This window comes from Pseudomonas sp. NBRC 111132, assembly GCF_001320565.1.
GTDB lineage: Bacteria > Pseudomonadota > Gammaproteobacteria > Pseudomonadales > Pseudomonadaceae > Aquipseudomonas > Aquipseudomonas putida_P.
Window position 1 is genome coordinate 1 of the sequence record NZ_BCBI01000014.1, and the last position, 25,323, is coordinate 25,323.

General features: G+C 54.7%; 20 protein-coding genes and 2 pseudogenes. 7 read left to right on the forward strand and 15 right to left on the reverse strand.

All coding sequences use genetic code 11. The features are described 5' to 3' along the window. Positions 1-1,335, forward strand: a pseudogene (locus APH35_RS28980) (conjugal transfer protein TraG N-terminal domain-containing protein); the annotation flags it as partial. Positions 1,336-1,511: 176 nt separating this feature from the next. Here APH35_RS28980 and APH35_RS09000 read toward each other — a convergent pair. The 3 genes from APH35_RS09000 to APH35_RS09015 form a co-directional block, all read right to left on the reverse strand. Beyond that, positions 1,512-2,132, reverse strand: coding sequence for a thiol:disulfide interchange protein DsbA/DsbL (locus APH35_RS09000; protein ID WP_256213733.1), 621 nt, complete (start codon positions 2,130-2,132; stop codon positions 1,512-1,514). Further along, positions 2,038-3,672 (reverse strand): GspE/PulE family protein, encoded by a 1,635-nt coding sequence (locus APH35_RS09005; RefSeq protein ID WP_060514582.1) that lies wholly within the window; start codon positions 3,670-3,672, stop codon positions 2,038-2,040. The genes APH35_RS09000 and APH35_RS09005 overlap by 95 nt, the downstream gene beginning before the upstream one ends. A 288-nt stretch (positions 3,673-3,960) precedes the next feature. After that, complete coding sequence (locus APH35_RS09015; RefSeq protein WP_060514584.1) at positions 3,961-4,392, reverse strand: lytic transglycosylase domain-containing protein; 432 nt, start codon at positions 4,390-4,392, stop codon at positions 3,961-3,963. Between the two features lie 48 nt (positions 4,393-4,440). On the opposite strand from APH35_RS09015, the gene APH35_RS09020 reads away from it, so the two are divergent. The 5 genes from APH35_RS09020 (at position 4,441) to APH35_RS09035 (ending at position 10,087) form a co-directional block, all read left to right on the forward strand. Next, the gene (locus APH35_RS09020; RefSeq protein ID WP_060514585.1) at positions 4,441-5,403 is read left to right on the forward strand and encodes a tetratricopeptide repeat protein; all 963 of its coding nucleotides are present in this window, start codon (positions 4,441-4,443) and stop codon (positions 5,401-5,403) included. Positions 5,404-6,062: 659 nt separating this feature from the next. Further along, a complete protein-coding gene (locus APH35_RS09025) occupies positions 6,063-6,479 on the forward strand; it encodes a hypothetical protein (protein ID WP_060514586.1) in 417 nt (138 codons plus the stop codon). Next, a complete protein-coding gene (locus APH35_RS28200; protein WP_082425728.1) occupies positions 6,476-7,663 on the forward strand; it encodes a hypothetical protein in 1,188 nt (395 codons plus the stop codon). The genes APH35_RS09025 and APH35_RS28200 overlap by 4 nt, the downstream gene beginning before the upstream one ends. A gap of 64 nt (positions 7,664-7,727) precedes the next feature. Further along, a complete protein-coding gene (locus APH35_RS09030) occupies positions 7,728-9,359 on the forward strand; it encodes a conjugal transfer protein TraN (protein ID WP_256213734.1) in 1,632 nt (543 codons plus the stop codon). A 263-nt stretch (positions 9,360-9,622) separates the two neighbouring features. Further along, entirely contained in the window at positions 9,623-10,087 is a 465-nt protein-coding gene (locus APH35_RS09035) for a hypothetical protein (protein WP_060514587.1), read from the forward strand. A 2,530-nt stretch (positions 10,088-12,617) separates the two neighbouring features. Here the strand turns inward: APH35_RS09035 and APH35_RS09040 are convergent. The 12 genes and pseudogenes from APH35_RS09040 to APH35_RS09085 form a co-directional block, all read right to left on the reverse strand. Then, positions 12,618-12,824 (reverse strand): hypothetical protein, encoded by a 207-nt coding sequence (locus tag APH35_RS09040; protein WP_060514588.1) that lies wholly within the window; start codon positions 12,822-12,824, stop codon positions 12,618-12,620. 13 nt (positions 12,825-12,837) lie between these two features. After that, positions 12,838-13,047, reverse strand: coding sequence for a hypothetical protein (locus APH35_RS28205; RefSeq protein WP_082425730.1), 210 nt, complete (start codon positions 13,045-13,047; stop codon positions 12,838-12,840). 153 nt (positions 13,048-13,200) lie between these two features. After that, entirely contained in the window at positions 13,201-14,322 is a 1,122-nt protein-coding gene (locus APH35_RS09045; protein ID WP_372340707.1) for a methyl-accepting chemotaxis protein, read from the reverse strand. A gap of 111 nt (positions 14,323-14,433) precedes the next feature. Next, positions 14,434-14,883 (reverse strand): annotated as a pseudogene (locus APH35_RS29695) (MCP four helix bundle domain-containing protein); the annotation flags it as partial. 89 nt (positions 14,884-14,972) lie between these two features. Then, entirely contained in the window at positions 14,973-16,241 is a 1,269-nt protein-coding gene (locus APH35_RS09050) for a malic enzyme-like NAD(P)-binding protein (RefSeq protein WP_060514590.1), read from the reverse strand. A gap of 134 nt (positions 16,242-16,375) precedes the next feature. Continuing rightward, the gene (locus APH35_RS09055; RefSeq protein ID WP_156341200.1) at positions 16,376-16,705 is read right to left on the reverse strand and encodes a hypothetical protein; all 330 of its coding nucleotides are present in this window, start codon (positions 16,703-16,705) and stop codon (positions 16,376-16,378) included. Positions 16,706-16,731: 26 nt separating this feature from the next. After that, positions 16,732-18,093: a dihydroorotase gene (locus APH35_RS09060; RefSeq protein WP_082425732.1), complete on the reverse strand. Its 1,362-nt coding sequence runs from the start codon at positions 18,091-18,093 to the stop codon at positions 16,732-16,734. Further along, a complete protein-coding gene (locus APH35_RS09065) occupies positions 18,090-19,346 on the reverse strand; it encodes a Zn-dependent hydrolase (RefSeq protein WP_060514592.1) in 1,257 nt (418 codons plus the stop codon). The genes APH35_RS09060 and APH35_RS09065 overlap by 4 nt, the downstream gene beginning before the upstream one ends. Then, positions 19,343-20,278: a dihydroorotate dehydrogenase gene (locus APH35_RS09070; protein ID WP_060514593.1), complete on the reverse strand. Its 936-nt coding sequence runs from the start codon at positions 20,276-20,278 to the stop codon at positions 19,343-19,345. The genes APH35_RS09065 and APH35_RS09070 overlap by 4 nt, the downstream gene beginning before the upstream one ends. Continuing rightward, on the reverse strand, positions 20,278-21,108 hold the full coding sequence (locus APH35_RS09075; protein ID WP_060514594.1) for a dihydroorotate dehydrogenase electron transfer subunit: 831 nt from the start codon (positions 21,106-21,108) through the stop codon (positions 20,278-20,280). The genes APH35_RS09070 and APH35_RS09075 overlap by 1 nt, the downstream gene beginning before the upstream one ends. A gap of 184 nt (positions 21,109-21,292) precedes the next feature. After that, positions 21,293-22,531 (reverse strand): MFS transporter, encoded by a 1,239-nt coding sequence (locus APH35_RS09080; protein WP_060514595.1) that lies wholly within the window; start codon positions 22,529-22,531, stop codon positions 21,293-21,295. Between the two features lie 160 nt (positions 22,532-22,691). Next, positions 22,692-23,546 carry a hypothetical protein gene (locus APH35_RS09085; RefSeq protein ID WP_060514596.1) on the reverse strand — a complete coding sequence of 285 codons (855 nt, stop codon included), beginning with the start codon at positions 23,544-23,546 and terminating at the stop codon, positions 22,692-22,694. Positions 23,547-23,851: 305 nt separating this feature from the next. On the opposite strand from APH35_RS09085, the gene APH35_RS09090 reads away from it, so the two are divergent. Further along, on the forward strand, positions 23,852-24,727 hold the full coding sequence (locus tag APH35_RS09090; protein ID WP_060514597.1) for a helix-turn-helix domain-containing protein: 876 nt from the start codon (positions 23,852-23,854) through the stop codon (positions 24,725-24,727). Positions 24,728-25,323 lie beyond the last annotated feature (596 nt).

Genomic DNA, 25,323 nt, shown 5'->3' on the forward strand with positions numbered 1-25,323 from the left:
GCTCAGGCCAACCAACCCGTCGCGGCCGCAGCCCTGACCGACGCCCAGGCACACGCACCGATCCGTCAGGATGCTGCGCCTGCCCAAGCCAGCCAGCCCGTGGCGGCCGGAGCGCTCACCGGCGCCGAGACACATGCACCGATCCGCCAGGATGCTGCACCTACTCAGGCCAACCAACCCGCTGCAGCGGCAGCCCTGACCGACGCCCAGGCACACGAACCGATCCGTCAGGATGCTGCGCCTGCTCAAGCCAGCCAGCCCGTGGCGGCCGGAGCGCTGACCGGCGCCGAGACACAAGCACCGATCCGCCAGGATGCTGCACCTACTCAGGCCAACCAGCCCGCTGCAGCGGCATCCCTGACCGAAGCCCAGGCACCGGCACCGATACGCCAGGATGCTGCACCTACTCAGGCCAACCAGACCGCTGCAGCGGCAGCCCTGACCGAAGCCCAGGCACCGGCACCGATCCGTCAGGATGCTGCGCCCGCCCAAGCCAGCCAGCACGTGGCGGCCGCAGCGCTGACCGGCGCCGAGGCACACGCACCGATCCGCCGGGATGCTGCACCTGTACAAGCCAGCCAGCCCGGGGCAGCGGCAACGCTGTCCGGGGACCAAGTAGACGCACCGATCCGCCAGGATGCTGCACCTGTTCAAGCCAGCCAGCCCGTCGCGGCCTCAGCGCTGACTGGCGCCGAGACACATGCACCGATCCGCCAGGATGCAGCACCTGCTCAGGCCAGCCAGCCCGTACCAGCGGCAGCGCTGACCGGCGCCGAGATACATGCACCTATCCGCCAGGACACTGCACCTGTTCAAGTCAGCCAGCCCGAGGCGGCCGCAGCGCTTACCGGAGCCGAGGCACAGGCGCCGACCGGGGGCCACGCCGGGGAGCTAAGAGCGGGGATAGGTGAGGGACTCATGACAGCGGGGGCTAATCAGAACCTAATGGAGCCCATTGAACTCGGGGCCACCTCAGTTCATACCGGACAACTCCATGTTGGATCGCAACCAGCCCTCGCCGAGTCTCATACAGAACAAGCTGGTGAAATGATGACGGCATCGGGTGCTGGTTTGATGAGCGCGGGTGAGCAATCGCAGGCTAGCGCTGGACTCTCAGCAGGTGAGCCACAACTGTCCAGCTCAGACAATGGGTCTGGTAGCCCATACGGAGATGGCATGATGGGGGCTGCGGATGCTTACGAGTCGCCATTCAGTGGAGGAGGGAAGCCAGCCCCCGTTACGAGAGTAATGACCCTGGAAAAAACCGTTGTGAACCCGGAAGACAAGGGTGACGACGACACCAAGCCGCCGACGACTAGAGGGGGCAAAAGCTAACCTCATAGGATTAAAGAAAGCCCGACTATACGTCGGGCTTTTTTGTGAAACACTGCCTGCATTCGGACTAGACAGATCTTCTCTGTAGCGGGGCACCCAGACACCCTAGCCGCATAAATGCAAAACCCCCGTTTAAACGGGGGTTCGTGCTATGACAGAGCAAACCGTGGACTGGGCTATTGCTCCTGCATCACCTTAGAAATCATGCCGTTTGCCAAATTCATGTAGAGCGCACTATCACCGGATACATCGTCAGGTGTGATCACATACTTCCCACTGATGACCATGGAAGGTGTGGCATCGACGCCATATGTGAGGAGCTTGGCAAAAGCCTTCTCCAGCCGTTGCTGAGTGACGTTGAGCCAGGCATCGTTGAATCCCCTGACGTTTGCGATCGCTACAGCTTTCGACCAGGTATCAGGGCTCTCCATCGTCATGCCATTCTGCTGGATCAACGTATAGGCCGCAGACATGAAGGCATCAAGGCGGGCTGGATCTGCGTCCTGGACAGCAAAGAATGCACGAGCAGCAATGTAATTGCCTTTGTCGGGCACCGCTACTGGAAGGAACTCTGCGGACCAGCCAGGCGGCATTGTTTTGGCCCACCGAGCAAAGGTCTGATCGTACGAAGCACAGACGGGACACGCAAAGGAAAAGAAAACGATGACCTTGTGACTGTCTTCTGCCTGGGCCGCAACCTCTCTATACGGCAGCGACGGCAACGCCTCCTGCGCTAAGGAGAGAATTGGAGTTGCCAGCAGGGCTGCCATAGCCATCCGCGAAATAAACTTCTTCATATAAACGATCCTTGCTGATCAGGTTCTGCTCGATGAGCATGTCGAAGATTGACTCTTGATTTCGTTCTGTGCGCCACAGCTCGACCGTGTCGTTCAGTGCCTTGAAGTTGATTTTTCGGGCCGCGGCCAACTCAGTTAGAAATTCCACTGCCCCCTCTGTGAAACCAAGGGCATTCACTACGTCATCTTGTGACACTAGCGCTAGATCAATGAGAGCTTGCCCGAACTTTTTCACTTTGCCTTCAATAGTGCAACGTAACTGAAGTTCAGCGGCCTGATTTGCTTGCGTAAAGGTAATAAGACCCTGAGCGATTAGAACATCACCGATGCGCCTGACAGTTGGCTTTACGGAATCATCTTTAATTAGCGACCGTACCCGTGCCATGGTGGTTATACCGTCAGTCACCATCCGCACAGCGGATTGGCCAAGAGTGTCGAATTGGGTTTGCCGAGCAGCAGCGTTCAGGATTGTCATCTCGCCACCGCCACCGATTATTGCTGTACGTACAGATTTGTCAGATCTGATTAGTTCAATGATTGGGCACTTACCTGAGAACGATTCTTTCGATGGTGCAAAGGGTACCTTGCCGGTGATAGCTGGCAGCCCGTTTTTCCTCAGCCACATACGCTCTACATCATTAATGGGCACCCATTCGTGATCGATATCAGACCGCAGAGTCTGAACTAGTCGCTGAGCAATCACGCCAATGAGTACAGAAGCAAGTGTTTGGGCATCAACCCCAAGATCAATGATGCGAGGGACGGCTTGAGCTGCACTATTGGAGTGCAATGTGGCGAAGACCAGGTGACCCGTGTTCGCTGCCTGAATGGCAATTTGCGCCGTTTCCTGGTCACGAATTTCCCCGATCAGAATTACGTCAGGATCCTGACGCAGCAGGGCGCGTAGACCCAACGCGAAACTGAGCTGGGGCGTAACGTTGATTTGGACAAAGCCCTTAACTACATACTCCACCGGATGCTCAATCGTACAAATATTGAGCGTTCCGTCATTGATGGCATTGAGTGCTGCGTACAGGGTCGTTGTTTTACCTGAGCCCGTTGGGCCGGTGACAAGGATCAGCCCTTGAGGTTCGTTGATCATCTCGCGGAACGCGTGCTCAACCAAAGGCGGCATTCGGATTCTTTCAAGATTCATCGATGCGTTCTGCTGGTCGAGCAACCGGCATACGATCTTTTGTCCGTTGTGACTCGGTACCAAGCTCACACGGACTTCCAACTCCAACCCTGGGTATCTCAATCCGATCCGGCCATCGAGGGGGATTTGATGCTGCGAAAGGTCCATGGTGGCCCGCGATCGAATTTTCGTATCGATCATTTTGCCCATAGCTGGCTCTATGGTTTCAAAGTGTCTCAGCTTACCGTCTTCCCTGAGTTGGATGTGCACGTCACCTTGAACCCATTGAAAATGAATATCCGGAATCTTATTTTGGGCGGCCATCCGGAACAAGTCGTTCAAGTATGTGGCCGCAGGTTTATCTGCCGGAGAGTTGTAAATAAAAAGATCTGGTTCCCTTGCCACAGTAAGCTCCTATTACGCCTGGCTGTTAGTGCAGTTGAGCTCTGGTCCGTAGAATAAACGAGAGATGAAACTTTGCACGGATTTATCAGCTGAAACGCTCCAAATCAGCAAGTCAATCCGAGAATCCGTGCTGAGGTAGTTCGTGCCCGCCCAACGGACTGCGTCAAACACTACTCGGACCGGTAAAGCGCCACGCTCGACGCGTTCACACGGTTCCTCCGGGGATACCGTGTACAAAATCCAACCAAATAGTAGAACAGCAAAAAAACTGCTGAATAGCTGCTTCATTTACAAACCGCCATAGTTATTCATTACCTTCTGAATATATATCCGCTGACTTTCCGCATTAGGGCTGTTGTATGCACCCACAGCCTTCCAAACGGGACCGTGAGAGGCAATGTTGCTCGCCAAGATCCAAGCTCCAACATTCGCGCTAACACAACGATCTAGAAGCTCTTTCTCACCAATGCCAAATTGCGAAAGCTTCGGGAGCCACGATGAGTTGATCTGCATCAAGCCAATATCCCAGGTGCCATCGCTGTTTTTTGGGCTCACTACGTCTGGTTTGCCCGGCCGGTTCTCGGTGACCTGGATGGCGCGAAGTAGCTTCTCGCTAACCCTATAGCGCTCAGCTGCCTCGGCGAAGCAGTCCGCGTGTCCTGCAGTGGGATACCCGGTCAATGCACCTACCAGGAGAAAAGGAAGGGATAGTTTTTTCATGCGCTAAAGAATACATTACGCGTACCAATAAACAAGGTGTATCAGAAAATGCCTTTACTGAATCGACTGCCGGCTTTGTTGGCTTTCCCGTTAGCGTTCGCGAGCCTCACCTGTGCTGCAGGCAGCGCCCCAGACACGTCCGCAGCTGCTTACTTCAGCAACGAAGCAGCAGCAGGGGGCACCGGCCTTCCAGACATCTCAACTGCCATGAAGGGGCTACTTACAACCGCGCGGGAGGGTGGCGACGTACTTCGGACCTGGGCTGCCTACAAAGCAGGGGACAAAGCTGCGCTGCCGAAGCTGTTTGAACTCGCTCAGGGGGGGAATAGCCGAGCACAGAATGTGGTGGGCTATCTCTTGGATCACGGGGAAGGCGTTAAACAGGACAGCACAGCGGCGGCGGCATATTTCTCTGCCGCAAGTGCAGACTACCCCCTTGCTCGGTACAACTTGGCTGTCCTCACTTTGCTTGGCCGCGGGGTGGCGAAAGATGAGGTCAAGGCTATGGAAATGTTCGAATCTTCCATGAAGGACGCCTCGGTCGATCTTGCAGCGGTTCGCCTCTCCCTCTATTACCTCAACAAGGGCGACCATGACAGGGCCTGGACGTGGGCAAACGAAGGTGCAAACCGCGGCAACGTCACGGCCTACTATCTGCTTGGGCGGATGCTCTACGAAAGCGGGGGATACCAAGAAGCGTACAACTGGTTGACGAAAGCAGCGCAGGCAAGTGAGCCCAATGCCCCAGCCATCCTCTCGGCCATGTACCGAAATGGCCACGGCATGGATCAGAACGCGAAGATGGCGGCATCATGGTGGCTGATATACGTCGGTCTTAACAAAGGGAAGCCTGGAATGAACTCATCTGGCTTATCGTCATTCGGGCTCACGGCAAAAGAGCAGAGCGACGCAACAAGCTTCGCAACCAACTGGCTTTCGACACACAAACACATGAAGCGTCCTGACTACGATGCCACGCTTCTCCAGGCCAACAGAACTGATAAATCCTGAGTCCAGACGTACAGCGCCGCGGATAGCAACGCCGCCCCAAGCACTGGCCATGAGATCAGCGCCAGCCGCCAGTCAGCCCTTGATGGCCAGCAGTGCAGGATTGTTGAACCTGCAAGAGCCCACCCCACGAGGTCCTCCATTGCCAGTTCGCCAGCATGGTTTGATGTTCGCCAAATGGCGACCGCGTAAAGGGCCGGCAAAGCTACCAAGGGTGCGAGGGCGGTTGCCCAAGCATTCGCCCATGTCAGGCGCTCGAACTCCACTGACCCGAGGATAATTTGATTTCCCTCTCGCCTGGGTATCAGGGACATCCGGACTGGCTTTGCCCTCGTGAAAAACCCGACTGTGAGATGCAATGCCTCATGGCACGCGACACCGATAAATCTGAGTAGTGATACTACCAGCCAGTGTGATGGCAGTGCTCTCAATAGAACTGCCATCGCAAGCATCGGCGCCAGATAGCCTGAGGGGCTCGCTAGAAACCATTTCTCTGCGTCTCTATAGATCTCGACCATTGCTTCCATCTCGGAAAAATTATTCATATGCATCGATTGCAGGTCAGCAATCGCTAGCAGAAGGCGCAAATCTATCAGATTGCATTCCCGAACCAAGCTGATTACAGTTACGTGTAAAATACTGTCAGTATCCGGTAAGCTGAAATGCATTTCAAAGCCAAACTGTTGTCCCTGTGTACAACCATCATCGTCCTCGCCACGGCCTCTGCCACGGCGCAGGCCCAGACCTCAAAAGAAATTCTGATTGAAACGGTCAAATCTGGGCATGCGTCAGCAGAGCTAACCGGTGACCAGGCTGACGTGTGGATGGCTACATCAAAATCTCGCGAACCGATCATGGTTGAGGCAAAGGTCGTTGAACAGCTCCAACAACCAGGCTGTGCACGTGTGGCAATTCAGTACACACAGCAGATGGTACCTAAGGTCAACGGCGGTTCCGGCCCTCTTGAGGTCGGTTGGGGCATGAACGTTTGCGAGGACGGATCTCCTCCGGCGGATCCTAGCCTGTTTACTCAGGATGCTAGTTCGCCAACCAAGGTCAACGAGGTCCAATCCCAATGAAACTAAGAGCCAATGGCCTGCTGACCTTGGCCGCAATGCTGCTGTTGTCGAGCACTGCTGTGGCTGATCCACACTCTGAGGGGACTGCACTCGGCAAGTCGAACCTCAGTAAACTTTCCTCTAATGTGACTTCCTCCAATGCAAAGGCGATGCCGTTTTATACCGATACGCCATCGCAGTCTTCGCAATTTGGCAACTCATCACTCTTCAACGTCGGCACCTCACGGATTAACACCTGCAAGACAGAGGCCGATGGTCCCGACCAAATCGCCAACCAAGAATGCGATGCAGTCAACTTCCTTGCTAAGAACCCGTACGAGCGTGTAAAAGTTGATGTAGATGAGAACGACCCTATCATAAGCGGCATCGGGGAAATCATTAATAACGCTAAACCCGGAGACATTACCGAAAACTGCGGTACAAAAACCACTACAACCCCTGACATTTACTCGACCGAGGTCTGCAACGAGTACAACCTCAGCGAAAACAACAGTTGCACAATGGGGCAGGTAGTTAATGTCGATACAAAAGCCAACTTCCAATGCAACAAAACATACAATTCTCTTGAAAACGTAACCTGCGATAAGTTTCTTGCCATTGTATGCGAACCCCCAGTGGCCGGGTGCGATAATGGCGGGATTATTCCCGGAACCACCCAGGCAGACATGTATACAAGCTGGTCCCTGGCCAATGCAGCTTCTGGTACTTATGCGCTCCAATTTGGCTCCATCGGCGACAACTACTGGAGCGAAGGCCTTTACGACCGCTCATTGCAATTTTCCATTAAAGACCCGGCATTGATCACTGATTTTGTCCTAGCATCTGTTGCTTATGATGACTATATCCTAATAAAGATAAATGGTCATACCGTGTTTAGTGGCCCATTTGGTGGTGCAACACTTGATTGGATTTTAACTACTTGCAACAAAGGCCGAGCCTGCTATCGCGTTGATGTGGGTGACGGTGTATTGCGCGATCCTGAAAGAGGTGAAAGCAACGAGACCCGGCCTAACATTGATCTAAGGCCCTATTTGGTCGCAGGCAACAACATCTTAGAAACCAGAACAGCGGTTGGCGGCTCAGGGGAAACTTACATCACGATGAATGCGCGAATGGTTTGCCCAGGCGCTTGCACTGAAACATGGACGGACCAATGCAGTTCACTTCAGGCTAGATCTCAGTGATAGAACTTGCACATGACCAAACTGACCAACCAACCATAATACTGCTCTGATTTGGCGGATAGGGATGTTAAAATTAACAGAAATACTTCGAACAACTGCAGCGCACGGACTGTTAGCGCTGAAGTCAGCCTTTTGTGTTATAGCTATTTTCTTTGCTATGTCCGCAACTGTGTATGCGGCAGATTGCCGGATCACAGGCCAAGCATGCGTTGAAGGGCCTGAGACCCGTAATATTGCCGGCAATATGATCTATAAAGAGTGCTGGCGCTACCGATCTACTTATGAGTGCATCAAGCCTGATTCTGTTGATTATTGTGCTGCGATCTCAAAGGTAGCGGGCTGTTATCAAACGTCGACCTCATGCATTTCAACAGCCTGGAATGGTACGTGCCTGGTTGAGCAGCGAACCTATCGTTGCGATAACCCTGCAACTCCGAAACCATCGGACACTGTCCAGCTGGACGATACCCATACGATCATCCGAGACGAACTTGATACCAGTCAGTGCAATCCTCTCGCCACAAATCCGTTGTGCTACAAAGCAGCGCACACCTGCGTCGAAGGGCCTGAAACCCGTGTAATCAACGGACTGCCAGTCTATAAGGCATGCTGGAAATACAAAGACGACTACTCCTGCATCAATCCGAACAAAGAGAATGACTGCCAGCAGTTCGAGGACAAGGGGTGCAAAAAAATCGACCAGACCTGTATCGAGAGCACCGACCCGATCGGGTGTGTCATGTCTCAGGTGACCTATAGTTGCATCACAAAAAAAGGCGAGACCACGACCACAGAGGACTGCAGCACAAAGGTCTCCTGTTACGAGGGAGTCTGCTGGGATACAAGTTACCCTTCGGATAGTGATTTCGCCAAAGCTGTTGCAGCTAAAGAAGCTGCCCGAGAAGCTGGGGTGTACGGTTCGGACGGGGAGTTGTTCGGTGGTGAAGATGAGTCCTGCCGGAAAGGCTACGGCGGTATCAAGAACTGCTGTGGTAAGAGCAGCGGCGCTGAAACTAACTACTCCATTATGGGGCAAGCCGTTTCGACAGTAGGAGGCGGTCTAGCTAGTTACGGCTCGAAGTATATGTACGATTTCGCGTACAACAACGTAGAGTGGGTTAAACAAGGCGCGTCTGCATTGGGTGCCGCTGCACCATCTGCACCAACACTCAGCTTCAGTGTTTACGGATTGAGTTATGCAGTTGGCGGTACTATCCCAGCTACCGGCATGCTTGGCGGCCCCGTGTACGGCCTTGGCGGCGGGTTCTATTTTGATCCATACAGTTTTGCGGCTGCTGTGGCAATTCAAGTGGTGATGGAGCTTAAGTCATGTGAACCAGAGGAACAGCAACTGGGCATGCACCGCGGCGCAAATCTTTGCCACTTCGTCGGCAGCTACTGCTCCAAGAAAGTCTTCGGCGCGTGCCTGGAAACCACCCAAGCGTACTGTTGTTACAACTCTGTGCTTGCGAAGATAATCAACGAGCAGGGCAAACCGCAAATAGGGAAGGGATGGGGCACGGCCGAAAGCCCTAGTTGTGGTGGCTTTACGGTTGAAGAGTTCCAGCGAATTGACTTCTCAGCACTCGATCTATCTGAGTTTGTAACTGACATCATGAACGCGACCGTCCTTCCTGAAGTCAAGAATATTCAAGAAGATATCTCGAAGAAGGCTGGTGACAATACATACAACTAATTGAAGCTCTTTCTAAGCTCCGCCCAGGCGGAGCTTTTTTTGGGTCGCGTTCCCGTGCCAACCATAATTGTGTGCATTTAAATTGAGAGCAAAGGGCATAAGAGATGATCAACACGGTTCCATAAACGTAGGGTTGATTATTTTCTGTCGCTTACAAGCGCGTGTTGCACATACCGAGAGTGTACAGATAACCAAAACCTCACGGCCAATGCCGTCTCTCTAATTCGCCCTACAAAAGCGAAACACTCTCAAGGATGCTAAATATGAAAAAATTCATCGCGACTGTGCTGATCGTTACTACTGCTGCAATGTCTGGATGCGCATCGAACATGACGAGCCGGGATTACTCGCAGTCAACTGCCATGCAGAAAATGAAGGTTGAACTGGGAGTCGTCGACTCTGTTCGTGATGTCAAAATCAATGGGAAGCCTTCGCCGATCGGTGGCATGGCAGGTGGTGCCCTGGGCGCTATCGCCGGCAGCAATGGCGGTGGTGGTCTGGGACAACTGGCCGTCATGGTCGTCGCTGGTGCCGTTGGCGCTGCTATTGGTGCTGCGGTCGACAAAAAGGCCCACGATGCTGATGGGATCGAGATCACCGTTAAAATGACCAGTGACGGCAGCTTGCAGGCGGTCACCCAGGCCAAAGACGCAGCTGAAACCTTCTCTCCTGGTGATTCGGTTCGCTTAATCACGGGCCATAACGGCGACTCTCGGGTCAGCCACTGAATGTTCCGCACAGCCCTAGACGACATGTAGGTTCACAAAATAGGTGACATACCAGGCCCCGGATCACTTGGGGCCTGGTCATTTTTTCTGTGAGTAGAGGTGTGGCGTTTCACAGAAAAGTTGAGAAAATCCTACCCATTTCCCACAGAAGCTGACCACCCCTTGCGTGAGCCTAGGTCTCCAAGGGCCTCCGCTGCCAGCTACTTCCACCAGTATCCAGCCGCACCCCGAAACTAGAGCAATGCAAAGCGCTGCCGAACGCTCATCCGGTACCTAGCGGCAGAAACCGAATGCAAAAAAAGGCACCCAAGGGTGCCTTTTCTGTATTCCTGAGGAGTAGTCGCAGCGATCCTTTAGCTCCCAGCCTTTCGACCTTGGGTTCAGAATCCGACCGGCTCTGCCCGTCGTCACTACTTCAGAGAAACCAGCATTCTCTGCTGCCACAATTGCGGGGGAGCTCTTACTGGTACTCAGTCCCGACGAATGCGCAGTTGCAGTCCTCCGCTACAAGGCTATCCAAGGAGGCACGCTTGTTCAATTACATACGATGAGTGGCTTTGGCTTCAAACCCAGGACAGCCAGTCCTCAAGGCGCGAGTTGAGGATGATTACCTCAAAGCAAGAGACCGAAGCTCCAGGCTATTGGGCCATCTCGTGCTATTGAAAACACTCTGAAGCAGTGGGGATGATTTTTTTCATGAATCCCGAGACCTATCGCTACCACAGCTTCGACCAGATCACCGCCTATCGTAACCGTCATAGAGCTGATGCAGCGGCTAGCTAACTTTCACGTGCATCTTGAAACAGGAGGCCTGGAGGATCGCTAGGCCCTCCTTCATTGCCGTTACTGCGATGTCGAGCATTCGGGCCTGATTTTCCGAAAGTGTCGAAATAGAGCGTTTGCGCAACGAGCTGTATAGCCGGCGGAGCGACAGTATCTCTATTAGAGATGTCTTGTGGGGCGGCGAAGCTTGCCCCTTGATAGAATCCTTTCCATGACATTCTGGAACCAACCCCATCGGGCTCGCCACATGTACTTTGGGCAGTGGGCTGACGGTTTGCGCGGACGGGTGGTCTGCACACCGGTATACTCCGCTCCGTGTATCGCATTTTTTGCAATGGTCCCGTTCGTCTTCTCTGGCGAAATGGCAGCTAACATAGGCACCGATGACTGACCATGGGTCAGATTCTCTGCGTACCGATGATTCTGGTTGGCCATTACCCTGCTGGTATGCGGTAGGCTTGCGTCATGTTGAACAGGGTGGGATACGACAAGCGCGGTTACCAGATGGCCGAAGAGTAACAGGCGTCAAGCTATCGGACTGTTATCCTGCGAAGCTCGATCATGGTAGCCGTCGGAACCAGCGAAAACGGCGAATAGCACGCACAAAAAAAGCCGCCTTGAGAGGGCGGCTTTCTTAGCCGAAGAATTGAGAGGTTCATCGGCGGCGTACTGAAACAGTCGAACAGTGGGGACTATAGCTAAATCGTAATTAATGGTGCAACCACGCGAAGAACCTAGCTACACAAAGCGAATCGCATTTCACACGGATTCACAGCGCATCATTCGGATTCATCGTGGTTCAGCGGAGTTATCAGAAGTATGGGTATCGCTTGACGAAGCCGTCAATAACGCCTGTTTTCGCGGATTTTACCGCTTAGCGGATATCCCTGATCTGAACTTGTAAGCGGCCGAGAGCGCTTGGTATTCTCGCGACGAACGTAGCAACCACCTGTCGGGTGGGAGGCTCAACCTTCTTCACCACGCCTGAGAAACGTGCCGGCAATGAAGGGGGAACATAAACATCCTGGCGTACTGAAACGGTCGAACATCCATTCAGTAAGCCGTCGTCCTGGTCGGTAAGGGCGGCGGTGCCAGGTTCCACACAAAGGAACCATCTCCCATGAGCTGGAAACTTCTGCTTCGCCATATATGGCGGGGTCTGTGTGCGCTCGCCAGTGTGTTCAGCATCGGCCGCTTTTTCAGCGGCGTGTTGGATATGCTCGACCACATCGACTTGTAGCAAAACTCTTCGCTGCCGAGTTGTGATCGGCAGGACTTTGCTTTCCGATAACAGCTACTGATCGGCCGTGCCACAGGAGCCGCCTCAAAATTGAAGCCCGCCGAAAGCGGGCTTTTTTGTGGGTCTCACTTCCATGTGTGCCACGGATGATCAGTAAGGTGTTTGGAGGGCCCCATGCCTCAGGCGGACCTGCGCACCAGGGGGTTAGTTTTTTCTGACTCCAGCATCCACCTGAGAGTCCTCCGCATTCCACATGCCCTCATCATTTTCTGTACTCAGACTGGTGGGAAGGCCGAGCTTGTAAACCTATTTTTTAACCTGTAAACCACTGTAGTTAACAGTTAAAAAAGTGGTTTACAAGCCAACAAAACCGGCCTTAGAGAGCACTATCACACGTTTGACTAAGGCCTTTTGTATACATGGCCCATGAACGATGCAGACCCTTTGGCTGGCCGTTTTGGATCAAACGTTCACCGCAGGGGTTATCGCCTTCCGAGAAGCTGCCGATCAGTGAATGGTTCCGCCCCGACTGCCGAACGCCCTCATTTGATAGTCAGTTACAGCCTGGAAGAGAGACTCAGCAATCAGGCGCAGCCTCTCCACTTCGGCAGCAGAAGCCCCTGCGTCCTGAGCTTCGTGATAGCGACGCATTGCTTCAACAGCTTCTGTGTAAGCGGGATGGTTAGGCGGCAAGATCACAGACGATTTGGACATCAGTGCTCCGGTGTCAGTGAATGGAGCCAGGCAGGCTGCCAGCTTCCAGTAACTGGAAATCCACCACCGCGTGATAGAGGGAGTCGGCCAGCAATCTAAGCCTTTCTACTTCTTCCGGAGGCGCACCGCCATCTTCAGCAACTCGATGCGCTCTTATCGCTGCAAGGGCTTCGAGAAGCAATGGTTCGCCGGCTCTGGCCATGCCTTCTAAGGTTCGCTTCATGCTCGGTCCGTTTCACGCAGTGGACTCATTATAGGTGGGGAAGTAAAGATGGGCTGATGGCGCTTCAGCAAAGGGCGGCTATCAAAATCTGACGTTTACTAAAATCAGCTTCTGAGCCGCCTCTGCTCCGGTAGGCGAGGATTCCGCAACGCCTCAATAACCACGAGAACCAGAGATAGGGCGATCCGTGCGGGAGACGACGCTCGAATCAAGCTGGAAGCGCCCCACGATCTCGTTAAGGCTATCAGCCAAACGGGTAAGTTCATCGCTGGCCTGGCCATTCTGCGTAGCTACCGAGGTCGACTGCAGCGAAAGATCCCTTACGCTGACGATGCTGCGATCAACTTCACGGGCAACATGGGCTTGCTCACCTGCGGCACTGGCAATCACGAGATTGAGCTGTTCAATCTTGCTCACTGCTTCACTGATTTCTGAGAGTGCGTCGCTGGCGGTTTTAGCCACCTGCAGCGTTTCCTCAGCTCGCATTGTGCTAGTGCGCATAGCCTCCAGGGCATTCTGGGTGCCGCTCTGTACCCCCCCGATCAATGCCTCGATTTCCTGGGTGGATGCCTGTGTACGGTGAGCTAATGCCCGCACCTCATCGGCAACTACAGCGAAACCTCTGCCTGCCTCGCCGGCACGAGCTGCTTCAATGGCAGCATTGAGGGCGAGCAAATTGGTCTGTTCAGCGAGACCTCGGATAACATCGAGCACCTTGCCGATCTCATGGGACCGGCCAGCGAGTGCCTCGATAATTTCACCACTCTCTCGGACACCGCTGTTCATCCTATCTACGACCTCGAAAGTGCGACGAACACAATCCATACCGGTACCGGAGGACGCTGATGCCAGCTGAGAAGCTTGAGCGGTAGATTCGGCATTACGCGCCACCTCTTCTGCAGCGCAGCTCATCTCTGTGATGGCCGTAGCGACTTGCTCGATCTCACCGCTCTGTACCTGCAAGGCCTGTGTGCTCTCGCTGGTAGAGCGGTTTAACTCAATCGCTGCATTAGCCAGACTCTTGGCGGAAGCCGATATCTGCAGCATCGTATTACGTAAATCGAGCTGCATTGCAGCTACCGCTGCAATCACGCTTCCCTCGTGTAGCTCCGCTTTCCTGAGTGTTTCTCTCAGATCGCCCCGCGAGATTGCAGCGGCCATCTCCGCAACCTCCCTAGGCTCTCCCCCTATCTCGCGCATGATGCTGCGTGCAGTAAATATCGACACCAGAGCCGCCAAAGCTCCACCGAGCAACGCGATGCTAAATGCGAGCATACGGGCATTTTCAGCATCATCTCTCTGCTGCTCCGAGCGCTCCGCAGCGCGCTTTCTTGCGGCGTCCCGAACCTCCTTCAGCTTGCCAAATACGAGGTCGGCATTCTTTCGAGCCTCGGCTCTAACCTGGTCGTTGTCACGAGTACGGTCTTTGTTAACCAGGCCTTCAGTCTGCATCAGCATGCCGCTGTGTAGTCGCTCGTAGCCGGTAATAAGGTCGAGGACATCAGTGTCATTAGGATGGAGGTCGTGAAAACCCTTCAGGTGCTGGTCAATCTTGCTAAATGATTTCTCATTTTCTAGCTGCCATTGCTTGATCAGTGCTGCATCGTCGAAAGCCAGCATTCTCAGCATGTTGATGTTGATTCGCGTAACCAGGCCATCCACCTCGCCGACGACATCAATGGCCTTCAAATCTTCCTGGTAGAGGTGCTCAAACTGCTCGCCTGAAAGCGTCAGCTGCCGCAGCAGAAACGCACCGACCAAGATAAGGGCTAGAAGCAAACTCAGTGTTGAAATGAGCATGCGAGCCTTAACGCTTAATTTCACTATTGACCTCATATACCCTCTTCAGCGCTTATCCGTCTGCATAGCAAAAAGCGCCTGCGATATCGCAGGCGCTTTTATTGGATGGACTTGGATGTCAGGGCTTATTGGCCGTCGAATACATCAGCGACAGATGAGAGCGGATAGTGCGTTGGGTACGGGAGCGTTGCTACACCTGACTCGATCGCAGCACGTGCCACGGCCTCGGACACTACCGTGATCAGGCGAGCGTCCAGCGGCTTCGGAATGATGTACTCGCGGCCGAATTCCAGGCCCTGAACGCCGTAGGCTTCGCAGACTTCCTTCGGCACTGGCAGCTTGGCCAGGTCTTTGAGGGCGATGGCGGCGGCGATCTTCATCTCTTCGTTGATGCGCTTGGCGCGAACGTCCAGAGCACCACGGAAGATGAACGGGAAGCCCAGCACGTTGTTGACCTGGTTCGGGTAGTCGGAACGACCGGTAGCCATGATCACATCGCTGCGAGTGGCGTGAGCCAGCTCTGGGGAGATTTCCGGATCCGGGTTCGAGCAGGCGAACACGATCGGGTTGGCAGCCATCGACTTCAGGCCTTCCGGGCTCAGCAGGTTCGGGCCGGACAGGCCTACGAACACATCAGCACCGTCCAAGGCATCAGCCAGGGTGCGCTTGTCTGTGGCGTGGGCGAACTGGGCCTTGTACTGGTTTAGGTCGTCGCGGCCAGCGTGAATCACACCGCTGCGGTCGATCATGAGGATGTTGCTAGCTCCCGCGCCCATGCTGATAAGCAGCTTCATGCAGGAGATGGCTGCAGCGCCGGCCCCCAGGCAGACGATCTTGGCGTCCTCCAGTTTCTTTCCGGCGATCTCCAGAGCGTTGATCATGCCGGCTGCGGTGACGATGGCGGTACCGTGCTGGTCATCGTGGAATACGGGAATGTCGCACTGCTCGATCAGGGTGCGCTCGATTTCGAAGCACTCTGGGGCCTTGATATCTTCGAGGTTGATGCCACCGAAGGTGATCGAGATACGGCGAACGGTATCAATGAAAGCCTGCGGGCTTTCCGATTCGACCTCGATGTCGCACACATCGATACCGGCGAAACGCTTGAAGAGAACACCCTTGCCTTCCATCACAGGCTTGGAGGCCAGTGGGCCGAGGTCACCCAGACCGAGAATGGCGGTGCCATCAGAAATCACCGCGACCAGATTGCCTTTGCCGGTGTACTTGTAAGCCAACTCTGCATCACGAGCGATTTCACGCACTGGCTCAGCAACACCTGGGCTGTAGGCCAAAGAAAGGTCGCGGGCGGTGGCGGTAGGCTTCGAAAGCTCTACGCTGAGTTTCCCTGGACGTGGCTGGGCGTGGTATTCGAGAGCGTCGTTTTTGAGACTCATTGCGGCATCCTAGAAGGGTCTGGCCCCGAGCATTCGGCTGCGCAGACTTGTTTTATTTTTATCAGGAGTTGCCGCGCAAGGATGCTACGGGTGTGCGTGGCACCCGTGTCATCCTCACGCGGCGAACGAGGCGCTTAAAAGATTCGGTCGCTTTTCGCGTAGTGTTCAACTACGTCGATCAATGCTTGGTGAACAACAGCGTGATCTTGGGTGGCCAAGGCCATGTCCAGCTTGTTCATGTACTCCAGCAGCTGGCGGTGGTTTCGCCTGGCGAAGTCAGCCTCCAGCGCTTGGTCTTCATAGATGAGCACGTATGTGCGGCAGAACCCGGCGATCAAGAATGCTGCACAGGATTGGAACGGCTCATTCTGGATGATGGTTTCGCAATGAGCGTTGGCGTGTTTGAACGTGTCGGTACCCGGGAGAGCGGCGGCGAATCGTTGCACCATTTCTGAAAAGTTCATGCTTACCTAAACCTCTTGTTGTTTCACTAAGCACGGTCAGCGCGGGGGGTGAAAGAAAGCCGCTGGCCGCGTACCGAACCGTCTACCGCTGACCCATCCCACACACGCTCACCATTTACAAAAGTGGCGACGATGCTCGAAGAGAATGCGGTGTCATCGAAAGGCGTCCAGCCGCACTTGGAAAGCACCTCATCGTTGGTCACGTAGTGCGGACGCTGAGGATCAACAAGAACCAGGTCAGCAGCGTAGCCTTCGCGGAGGTAGCCGCGGCGGCTCACCCGGAACAGCTCAGCCGGCGCATGACTCACGACTTCAACCAGTCGTTCGAGCGTCAGCTCTCCTTTGAATACACGCTCCAGGGCGGTTTGGAGTGCATATTGGACAAGCGGAATACCTGACGGCGCTTGGCTGTAGTTGCCTTGTTTCTCTTCAAGCAGGTGCGGCGCGTGGTCAGTAGCCAGCACGTCGAGGCGGCCTTCAGCCAGCGCCTTCACGATGGCATCCCGGTCACGTGCAGATTTGATAGCCGGGTTGCACTTGATCAAGAAACCTAAACGGTCATAGTCGTGCTCGGTGAAGTGCAGGAAATGCACACAGGTCTCAGCGGTAATGCGCTTGCCTGCGATTGGCCCTGGTTCAAACAGCTCAAGCTCTTCAGCGGTGGAGATGTGCAGCACGTGGAGTCGAGTACCGTGCTTACGCGCCAATTCAATGGCCAGCCGAGTAGACTTGATGCATGCCTCGCGTGAACGAATCAGCGGGTGCTCTCGTGCGGGAATGTCGTCGCCGAAGCGGGCTTTGGCTTTTTCCAGTTCCGCGTTGATCATCGGAGTGTCTTCACAGTGCGTGATGATCGGCACCGGGGAGACACGGAAGATCTCGTTCAACACTTCTGGATTGTCGACCAACATGTTGCCGGTCGAGGCGCCCATGAATACCTTCAGGCCAGGTGTGCTGGCCGGGTCGATCTCACGAATTGCGCCCAGGTTGTCGTTGCAGGCACCCATGTAGAAGGCGTAGTTGACGACACTCGATCCAGCAGCAATATCGTACTTCGCCTCCAGAGTTGCACGATCCAGTGCGGCTGGCTTTGTGTTCGGCATCTCCATGAAGCTGGTGATACCACCAGCTGCACAGGCGCGAGACTCACTTGCGATGTCAGCCTTGTGGGTCAAGCCAGGTTCCCGGAAGTGGACTTGATCATCGATCATTCCCGGCAGCAGCCACAGGCCAGTAGCGTCGATCAGCTCCTCTCCGGGCAGTTGTTCGAGGGCTTCGCCGATAGCATCGATGCGACCATTTCGCACTCGAAGATCACCGACCCAACGACGTCCTTCGTTGACCAGGGTTGCATTACGAATCAGCCAAGAATCATTTCGCATGGTCATGGTTTCAGCTCCAACGTTGAGAGATACAGCACCTCTGTCGCCGCCAGGAAGTCATCCAACCCCATTGCTTCGTGAGGGTTGTGAGACCCATGCTGGTTACGGATAAAGATCATTGCGCTAGGGATGCCGACGTTTGCGAAAACCGCTGCGTCGTGGCCTGCACCGCTAGGTGTGAGAACGCCTTTCCAGCCCTTATCACGGGCCTGTCGAACGAAAACGTCTGTCCAGGGAGCATGCATGGCTGCGGGGGCGGTATCGATTCGCTTGTCGAATTCGAAGCGGACCTGACGAGATTCTTCGATTACTTTGGCCTCGGCCAGCGCGGCCGCATAAAACGCCTCAAGCGTTTCATGATGCAGGCTGCGCATTTCGAGGCTGAAGCTGACTTCGCCAGGGATACGCGAGACAGCGTGGTGTGCAGCATTAGTACCCAGGGTACCGACGGTAACCACCAGGTCGCGCTCGGCCGCAATGTATTCACTCCACAGCTCGTCGATTCGAGCAACGAGCTCACTCACGGCAAATACGGCGTCGTGGCGGTCTTCGCGAGCGACGGCACCCGAGTGGCCGTCTTCACCCAGGCAACGAACCTGGTTATGACGGAAGTTTCCGCGGATGCCGGGAACCACGCCCAGAGCTTGCCCCATACGCTCCAGCGACTCGGCTTGCTCAATGTGGATTTCGAGGTAGCCGGCAAACTGCGAGCGATCGATGAGCCACTCTTGGCGCCTGATTGCTTCAAGGTCTGCGCCCACCGCTTCCATGGCTTCAGCAAGTGTGCGCTTGCTAAAGCGGTTGGTAAGGCGAAGGTCCAGATCAGTCAGCCCACCAAACAGCGCCCGCGATCCGATGTATGACTTGCCGTACCAGGCGCTTTCCTCGCCTCGCAAGCCGATTACGCGAATGGGTTGCGCCGTCTCCACTTTTTCCTGATCCATTCGGCACAGGCAAAGCAGACCAGCCACAACGCCGGCCAGCCCATCGTAATTACCGCCTTGAGGAACGGAATCAAGGTGCGAGCCGTACCACAAAGCAGGCTGACCATTGTCGTTCTTGCGCTTGAAGATCACGTTGCCGGCGCGGTCAGGCACCACATCAAGACCATGCGTCAATGCGAAATCAGTCAAGTAAGCGATGGTGTCGTTTTCGCCCGGGCCGTAGCTCTCCCGAGTAATGCCTTCGTGGGGATCACGGGACAGTGATGCGACATCGTTGAACAGCTTTTCGGCCTGCTCACGCCATTGGGTAGTCATGGCAGTGCTCCGAAGGGTTCTGCAGGTGAGTCATCCAGAGCTCCGATCAGCGAGCTAATAGAAGAAACGCCTTTACGCTGACAGAAGGCAGCCAACTCACCCACCATCGTGTTCATGGTCTTGGGGTGAAGGAAGGTTGCCGTACCCACCTGGACAGCCGATGCGCCGGCATAGATGAACTCCAGAGCATCATCGGCCGTGGAAATACCACCGCAGCCAATGACTGGGATTTCGAGAGCCTGGGCACATTGGTAGGTCAGACGAACCATGAGCGGCCGAATAGCTGCACCCGAGATACCGCCCATGAAATTTCCGAGCCTTGCACGACCGCGCTCGATGTCGATGGAGAGCCCGAGCAGCGTATTACCCACCACCACGGCATCAGCACCGGATTCTTGCGCTGCCAGCGCAACGGGTACAACTTCACCAGCATTAGGGGTGAGTTTGACCCACAGCGGGAGGGAAGTGACCTGGCGCATCATTGCGACAACGTTACGGGTACTTTCGGCCTGCATACCAAAGGACTGGCCGTGAGCTTCCAGGTTGGGGCAGGAAATATTTGCTTCGATACCTGCCACGCCTGGCACGTCACTCAGCCTAGCCGCCAGATCGGCGAAGCCTTGAGCCGTTGGAGCCGAGATGCTCACGATCAGCGGCGAATCGAAATCCCGGTAGAAGGGAACGACCTTGTCGATGAACAGATCTGCGCCCTTACTTGGGATACCGATCGCATTCATCATCCCATCCGCCAGCTCACATACGCGTGGCATCGGGTTTCCGGTTCGCTTTTCCGAAGTGATGGTTTTGGTGACCAAGGCGCCGAGTTGGTTGAAATCCAGCAGATGAGTCAGCTCCTCTGCGAAGGTGCCCGAAGCTGGCATTACTGGGTTTTTCAGGCGCAGTCCGCCGACTTGTACGCTGAGATCGATCATCACACCACCTCCGCCAGGTCGAACACCGGGCCTTCAAGACATACCCGCTTACCGACTTTGAGACCGTCGACTTCGAACACTTCGACGCAGCACTGGCACATCCCCAGGCCACACACCATTTGCTGCTCAAGTGCCACTTGGCCTACCAGGCCAAGCTCCGCACTGAGTTTTTTCAGCAGGCGGGTCAGTCGCTTGGAGCCGCAGGTAAAGAGTGCGTTGGTCTTTTCACGAGCGATGATCTGTCTCAGCAGCTGCTCCAGTTGGTCTGGTGCGCTGCTACCGTCTTCGTCCAGGACAACCTGTACGTCTGCGCCGAGGGAGGCGAATCGCTCACGCGAGAGCAGGCTTTTTTCACTGCGGGCACTCAGCACGGCAGTCAGTCGGATACCCAGCTGATGCGCAGCTTCTGCCAGTGGTGCAAGCGTTGCCAAACCAACACCGCGAGCCACGATGATCATGTGATCCCAGGAAGAGTCCAGGTCAAAGCCCTTTCCCAGTGGGCCCAGAATCTCCAACGTTTGCGCTTCGCGGAGCGTTTCCAAACCGTAGGTACCTTTGCCGGTCACCTTGTACAAAAACTCGACCTGGCCATTGCTGGGGTCGGCCTTGTAGGTGCTCATTGGTCGGCGGAAGTACGGTTTGTTGTCTCCTTCGTTAGGGCACAGCAGGTTGAAGAACTGCCCCGGCAGCGACTGGCATGCAGCACCGTCGGCTTGAAGCACTAGGCGCTTGTACTCATCGTTGACCCATTCGTTGGAGATGACGACCGCCAACGTGTCGTTAGGGGGGGTGATGGCAGTGGCCTGGCAGCAACCGGAAATCACGTTCATTTTGGGTGGCCTCGCATTTGTCTAATTTTTTATACAGCATGGTCAATATAAATTGCCGCCTCAGCGTGGAGGCGGCAGGCAAAGCAGTGTTTCAGGGATTACATGGGGTGAATCTACTGCAGCCAAATCATTCTGTCTAATTTTTGATACGAATCAGGCGTAGCAGGCTGATAGCCGGCTTCGATTAAGCCGGCTGAGCCTTTTTCAGCTGTTCGCTCTGACAGGCAGGAAGCAGAAAGACAGTAGCGGCCATCGCCACGACGTACAGCGACGAGAGCAGCATGATCGCGGCAGTGAAGGAGTAATGAAGCGCTACAGCCCCAACAACTAATGGACCGAATCCGCCTGCAGCCCGGCCAATGTTGAAGAGCACGTTTTGGGCCGTGGCTCGAATCTGCGCTGGATAGAGATCAGAGATCAACGCCCCATAGCCGCCGATCATACCGTTCACAAAAATCCCCATGATCGCGCCGGCGAACAGCATTACTGTCGGGTTATCCAGGTTGGCATACGCAATGACCATAATCGCTGCACCTGCTTGGTAGAGCAGGAACATCTTCTTACGGCCAAAGCGATCCGCCAGCTGGCCAAACAGCCAAATCCCGAATGCCATACCCAGCACAGTGACCGCAGTCCAGGTACCAGATGCCATGAGCGAAAAGCCGAATTTCTTGGACAGGTAGCTAGGCATCCAGATCATCAGGCCGTAGTACCCAAAGTTCTGCACAGAAGTCAGGACCATCACCCCAATACTGGCCTTGGTGGTCTGCCGGTCTTTGAAAAGGTCAGTGAATCGCCGAGCAAACGGAACAGGATCAGCTGCAGCCTTCACGAACTCAGCCGGCTCACTCATCGTGTGACGGACAATTAGAGAAACGAAGGCAGGCAGCAAACCGACCAGGAACATGCCACGCCAGCCGATGTAAGGCAGAAGCAATGGTGTGAGAAGAGCGGCCGCAAGAACACCGGCTTGCCATCCCATGCCCACATAAGAGGAGGCTCGGTTGCGCCTATGTGCCGGCCAGGTCTCGGCGATCAACGCCATGCCGATGCCGAACTCCCCCCCCAAACCGAAACCGGCGAGGGTCCTGTAGATCAACAAATCCCAATAGCCCTGAGCGAATGCGCAGAGACCGGTGAAGATGGAGAAGGTCAGGATGCACAGGGTCAGCATTCGAACCCGGCCATAGCGATCGCTCAATTGGCCAAAAATCAGTCCGCCTGCCACCGCTCCCAGCAACGTCCAAGTCACCAGCGAGCCCGCCTCCGATGATGTCAGCGCAAGGCCGATCGTGATCGCAGGCAGCATAAAACCGAGAATCAGTAAGTCGAAGCCGTCCATTGCATAACCCGTCACGCTGGCTATCAAAGCCTTCCGCGGTGACGCATCCTTTTTTTGAAGCTTGTCGGACGAAGCCATCATGCTTTACCTCTTGTTTTTGCATTGTTTTTTAGACGACCTGGCGCATGGACCCGCCAGAACCGCCACCTGCCGGCACCTCAAGGGCTGACCACAGGTTACTGCTAGCTTTCACCTTTGTCTAAATATTTAGATTATGCAGAAAGCAGAAAAAACAGATGCATTAAAGGTGCCATTCCAGGTTGATTGACAGCGCATCGACATCAATCCCATCTCCCGTCCGGTTGCCGAATTTGTTCCGCCAGTACTCGTATCCTGGCCCAATCCAGAACACGTTTTTCTTGGCCCCGACGAGCTGTCCTGCATCGATCATCAGGGAAGTCCGCATCAGCTGCTCATCTGCGGTGGGGTTGTTGCGGTAGTCGTCACCCTTCTCGGTGTTGTAGCTGTAAAAGCCCTGAAATTTCATCGGAACACTGCCAACGGTGAACGGGACACCCCATGTCAGGTTGAGCTGGTAGAAGGGGTCGAACAGCATCGATGAGTGGTTACCTGGTAGGTCACAGCTGTCGAGGCCGCAGTGATTCCACTCCCGTGCGTAGTACAGGCTGAGGTCGAGAAAACCCGCTGGCAGCGCGAACTTGAGGGTTGGACCAATCACCACCATTCGCTTGCGCGACTGGAATGCGTTGTTCTTGGTATTCCAGTCGAAACCCATGGTCAGCGCGACATCCTTGAACGGGCCGAAGGCCAGGGGCTTATCGAAAATCCGGCCGTACTGCAGCTGATTGCGATAAGTCAGATAGATCTCGGTGGCGCCACTGTCGCTGTCCTTTTTGGGGTCATTGTGATCTGACTTGAATACATCAAGGTTCGCAAACTGCTGGCCCAGCGCGTAGGTACTGACATGGGTGAGCTGGGCGATGTGCTTAGCCACGTCTTTCTTTTTGCCTGGATCGGAGAAATGGCTGCTGTAACGATACCCAATGAAGGTATCGCTGAACGCTGGGGGTTGGGCTGCCATGACAGCTGGGGTCAAAAAAAGCGCGAGTACGGGCACGCCGATTCTGGTCTTCATTATCGAAGCTCCAATCAGATTGTTGTTATTACGAGTTGGGCAGGAAAAATCTGCCTAGCTGTCAGGTCCTAGGACCAAAGCCAAGCAAGCAGGCAAGGAAGTGCTACAAAATGGTGCGGAGTGTGTTCTGCAACACCTAACCGCGGATCGGCGCGAGAGGGGTTGAGTAGACATGAGCCGGCCTTTTTTTGTATTTTTTAGACGAACAACCTTGCCTGTCTAAATATTGATACACTTGCAGCAAGGCTTCGTCAAGCCGATCTGGTCGGGCACGCGCAGTCACCAAATAATGATAAGGATTCTCAGTGAACCAGATTGATTACCAAGCAATCGGCGAGCGTCTCAGGGCGTTTCGAATTGGCCGTCAGCTGAACGCCGATCAGGTCGCAGAGAAGCTCGGCATCTCGCGCGCTGCCGTCTATCGACTTGAACTCGGCAAAATCGTAAAACTCGAAACCCTGGAGCGCTTAGCGGAGCTGCTGAAGGTCTCGCTGACCAGCCTGCTTGGTTCAGACACGGAGTACTTCGACAATGCTCTGGGTTACTTCGAGCGCATGAGGCAGCTGGAGGCCAGGTCCAGCAGCATCATCTCCTACTTCGATCCGTTCTCTTATCTTCTGACAACGCCTGAGTATTCTGAGCTGTTCAAAACCATGCTCTACGAGGCCAGGCCACGGGTTTTCAGCGATGCTCAAGAGGCGATGGAAGACCAGATTCTGAGTATCCTGGACGAGCGGAAATCCACCTTCTTCCGCCAGAAATTCCAGGTCAAATCCATCGTTGGTCTGCGCCAGATTGAGCGGTATCTCCATATTGGCCTGGTAGGTCGTTTGGATTTGCCCACCAGCGTTCGCATGGAGCGGGCTCTGCTCGCCCGCCGAGAGATCGAGAACCTGATCAGCATCCTGGATTCGAACAGTGATCATCCGAACATTTATCTGATCGATGAGGCACTCCCTAGCGCCACGTTCCAGATTTTCGAACAGAAAACCACAAGCTATGTAGCGGTCAGCCCCTACCGCCTGGGCGAACTGCCTAACCTGCACGTGGGTATTGCTAGCGTGACGTCATCGGCTCAGGCGGTAGACATGTACAAAGCCATGTCCACCGATTTGCTGAGCCGCGCATACTCAGGACGTGATGCAACAAAGAAACTCCAGCAGTTGCTGGCAAAGCTGTGATTGGTAACGGCCGGAGCCTCACCACAGGTAGTTGTCAGAAAGGGCAGACGAAGCGGCCGGCAGAAAAATCAGCTATCTCATTGCTGCAGCTTTGACGCTAAGCACCTGTTATGTTTGGTTATAAGCCCCGAATTGACTTGAGCCTTAAATGAAAAAAACGCTGTTGCTTTCTGCTATCGCTGTCACGTTGGCAGGGTGCGGGTTCACGCTGGCTAGTAAGGCCGAAAGGGCTCTACGGGACATGAGAGACTTTCAAATGCTCAGTGCCGACGAGAAGATGGATCTGGATCACGTCCGAGAGAGCTCAAAAGGTCGCTTCATCTGTGGCACCGTTAAGACGGCATTCAGTCCACTGCAACGATTCACTATCGATGGGAAACACATACACCTGACTGGAATGGAGCCAAAGTCTCCATTTGGGGATATGCAGCCCTGGTACGACCAAGCCTGCGATCAGCCAGAGTTAGAAGACCAATCATTTGAGTATTAGGCCAGATGTGCGGGAAGGGGGCTTTGCCCCTTCAGTGGTTAGCAAAAAGTTCGCCTCTTGCTTGTGCCTCAAAGATGCACTTCTCCCTCCGAAGGGGTCTGGTCCG

Bases quoted from the DNA above. Each gene is read 5' to 3' on its own strand.
- APH35_RS09040 (WP_060514588.1), bottom strand. From the start codon at position 12,824: ATGTCCAAATCGTCTGTGATCTTGCCGCCTAACCATCCCGCTTACACA.
- APH35_RS09030 (WP_256213734.1), top strand. From the start codon at position 7,728: ATGTTAAAATTAACAGAAATACTTCGAACAACTGCAGCGCACGGACTG.
- APH35_RS09055 (WP_156341200.1), bottom strand. From the start codon at position 16,705: ATGAACTTTTCAGAAATGGTGCAACGATTCGCCGCCGCTCTCCCGGGT.
- APH35_RS09035 (WP_060514587.1), top strand. From the start codon at position 9,623: ATGAAAAAATTCATCGCGACTGTGCTGATCGTTACTACTGCTGCAATG.
- APH35_RS09045 (WP_372340707.1), bottom strand. From the start codon at position 14,322: ATGCTCGCATTTAGCATCGCGTTGCTCGGTGGAGCTTTGGCGGCTCTG.
- APH35_RS28200 (WP_082425728.1), top strand. From the start codon at position 6,476: ATGAAACTAAGAGCCAATGGCCTGCTGACCTTGGCCGCAATGCTGCTG.
- APH35_RS09000 (WP_256213733.1), bottom strand. From the start codon at position 2,132: ATGAAGAAGTTTATTTCGCGGATGGCTATGGCAGCCCTGCTGGCAACT.
- APH35_RS09070 (WP_060514593.1), bottom strand. From the start codon at position 20,278: ATGATCGATCTCAGCGTACAAGTCGGCGGACTGCGCCTGAAAAACCCA.
- APH35_RS09080 (WP_060514595.1), bottom strand. From the start codon at position 22,531: ATGATGGCTTCGTCCGACAAGCTTCAAAAAAAGGATGCGTCACCGCGG.
- APH35_RS09065 (WP_060514592.1), bottom strand. From the start codon at position 19,346: ATGACTACCCAATGGCGTGAGCAGGCCGAAAAGCTGTTCAACGATGTC.
- APH35_RS09085 (WP_060514596.1), bottom strand. From the start codon at position 23,546: ATGAAGACCAGAATCGGCGTGCCCGTACTCGCGCTTTTTTTGACCCCA.
- APH35_RS09060 (WP_082425732.1), bottom strand. From the start codon at position 18,093: ATGACCATGCGAAATGATTCTTGGCTGATTCGTAATGCAACCCTGGTC.
- APH35_RS09025 (WP_060514586.1), top strand. From the start codon at position 6,063: ATGCATTTCAAAGCCAAACTGTTGTCCCTGTGTACAACCATCATCGTC.
- APH35_RS09015 (WP_060514584.1), bottom strand. From the start codon at position 4,392: ATGAAAAAACTATCCCTTCCTTTTCTCCTGGTAGGTGCATTGACCGGG.
- APH35_RS09075 (WP_060514594.1), bottom strand. From the start codon at position 21,108: ATGAACGTGATTTCCGGTTGCTGCCAGGCCACTGCCATCACCCCCCCT.
- APH35_RS28205 (WP_082425730.1), bottom strand. From the start codon at position 13,047: ATGAAGCGAACCTTAGAAGGCATGGCCAGAGCCGGCGAACCATTGCTT.
- APH35_RS09020 (WP_060514585.1), top strand. From the start codon at position 4,441: ATGCCTTTACTGAATCGACTGCCGGCTTTGTTGGCTTTCCCGTTAGCG.
- APH35_RS09050 (WP_060514590.1), bottom strand. From the start codon at position 16,241: ATGAGTCTCAAAAACGACGCTCTCGAATACCACGCCCAGCCACGTCCA.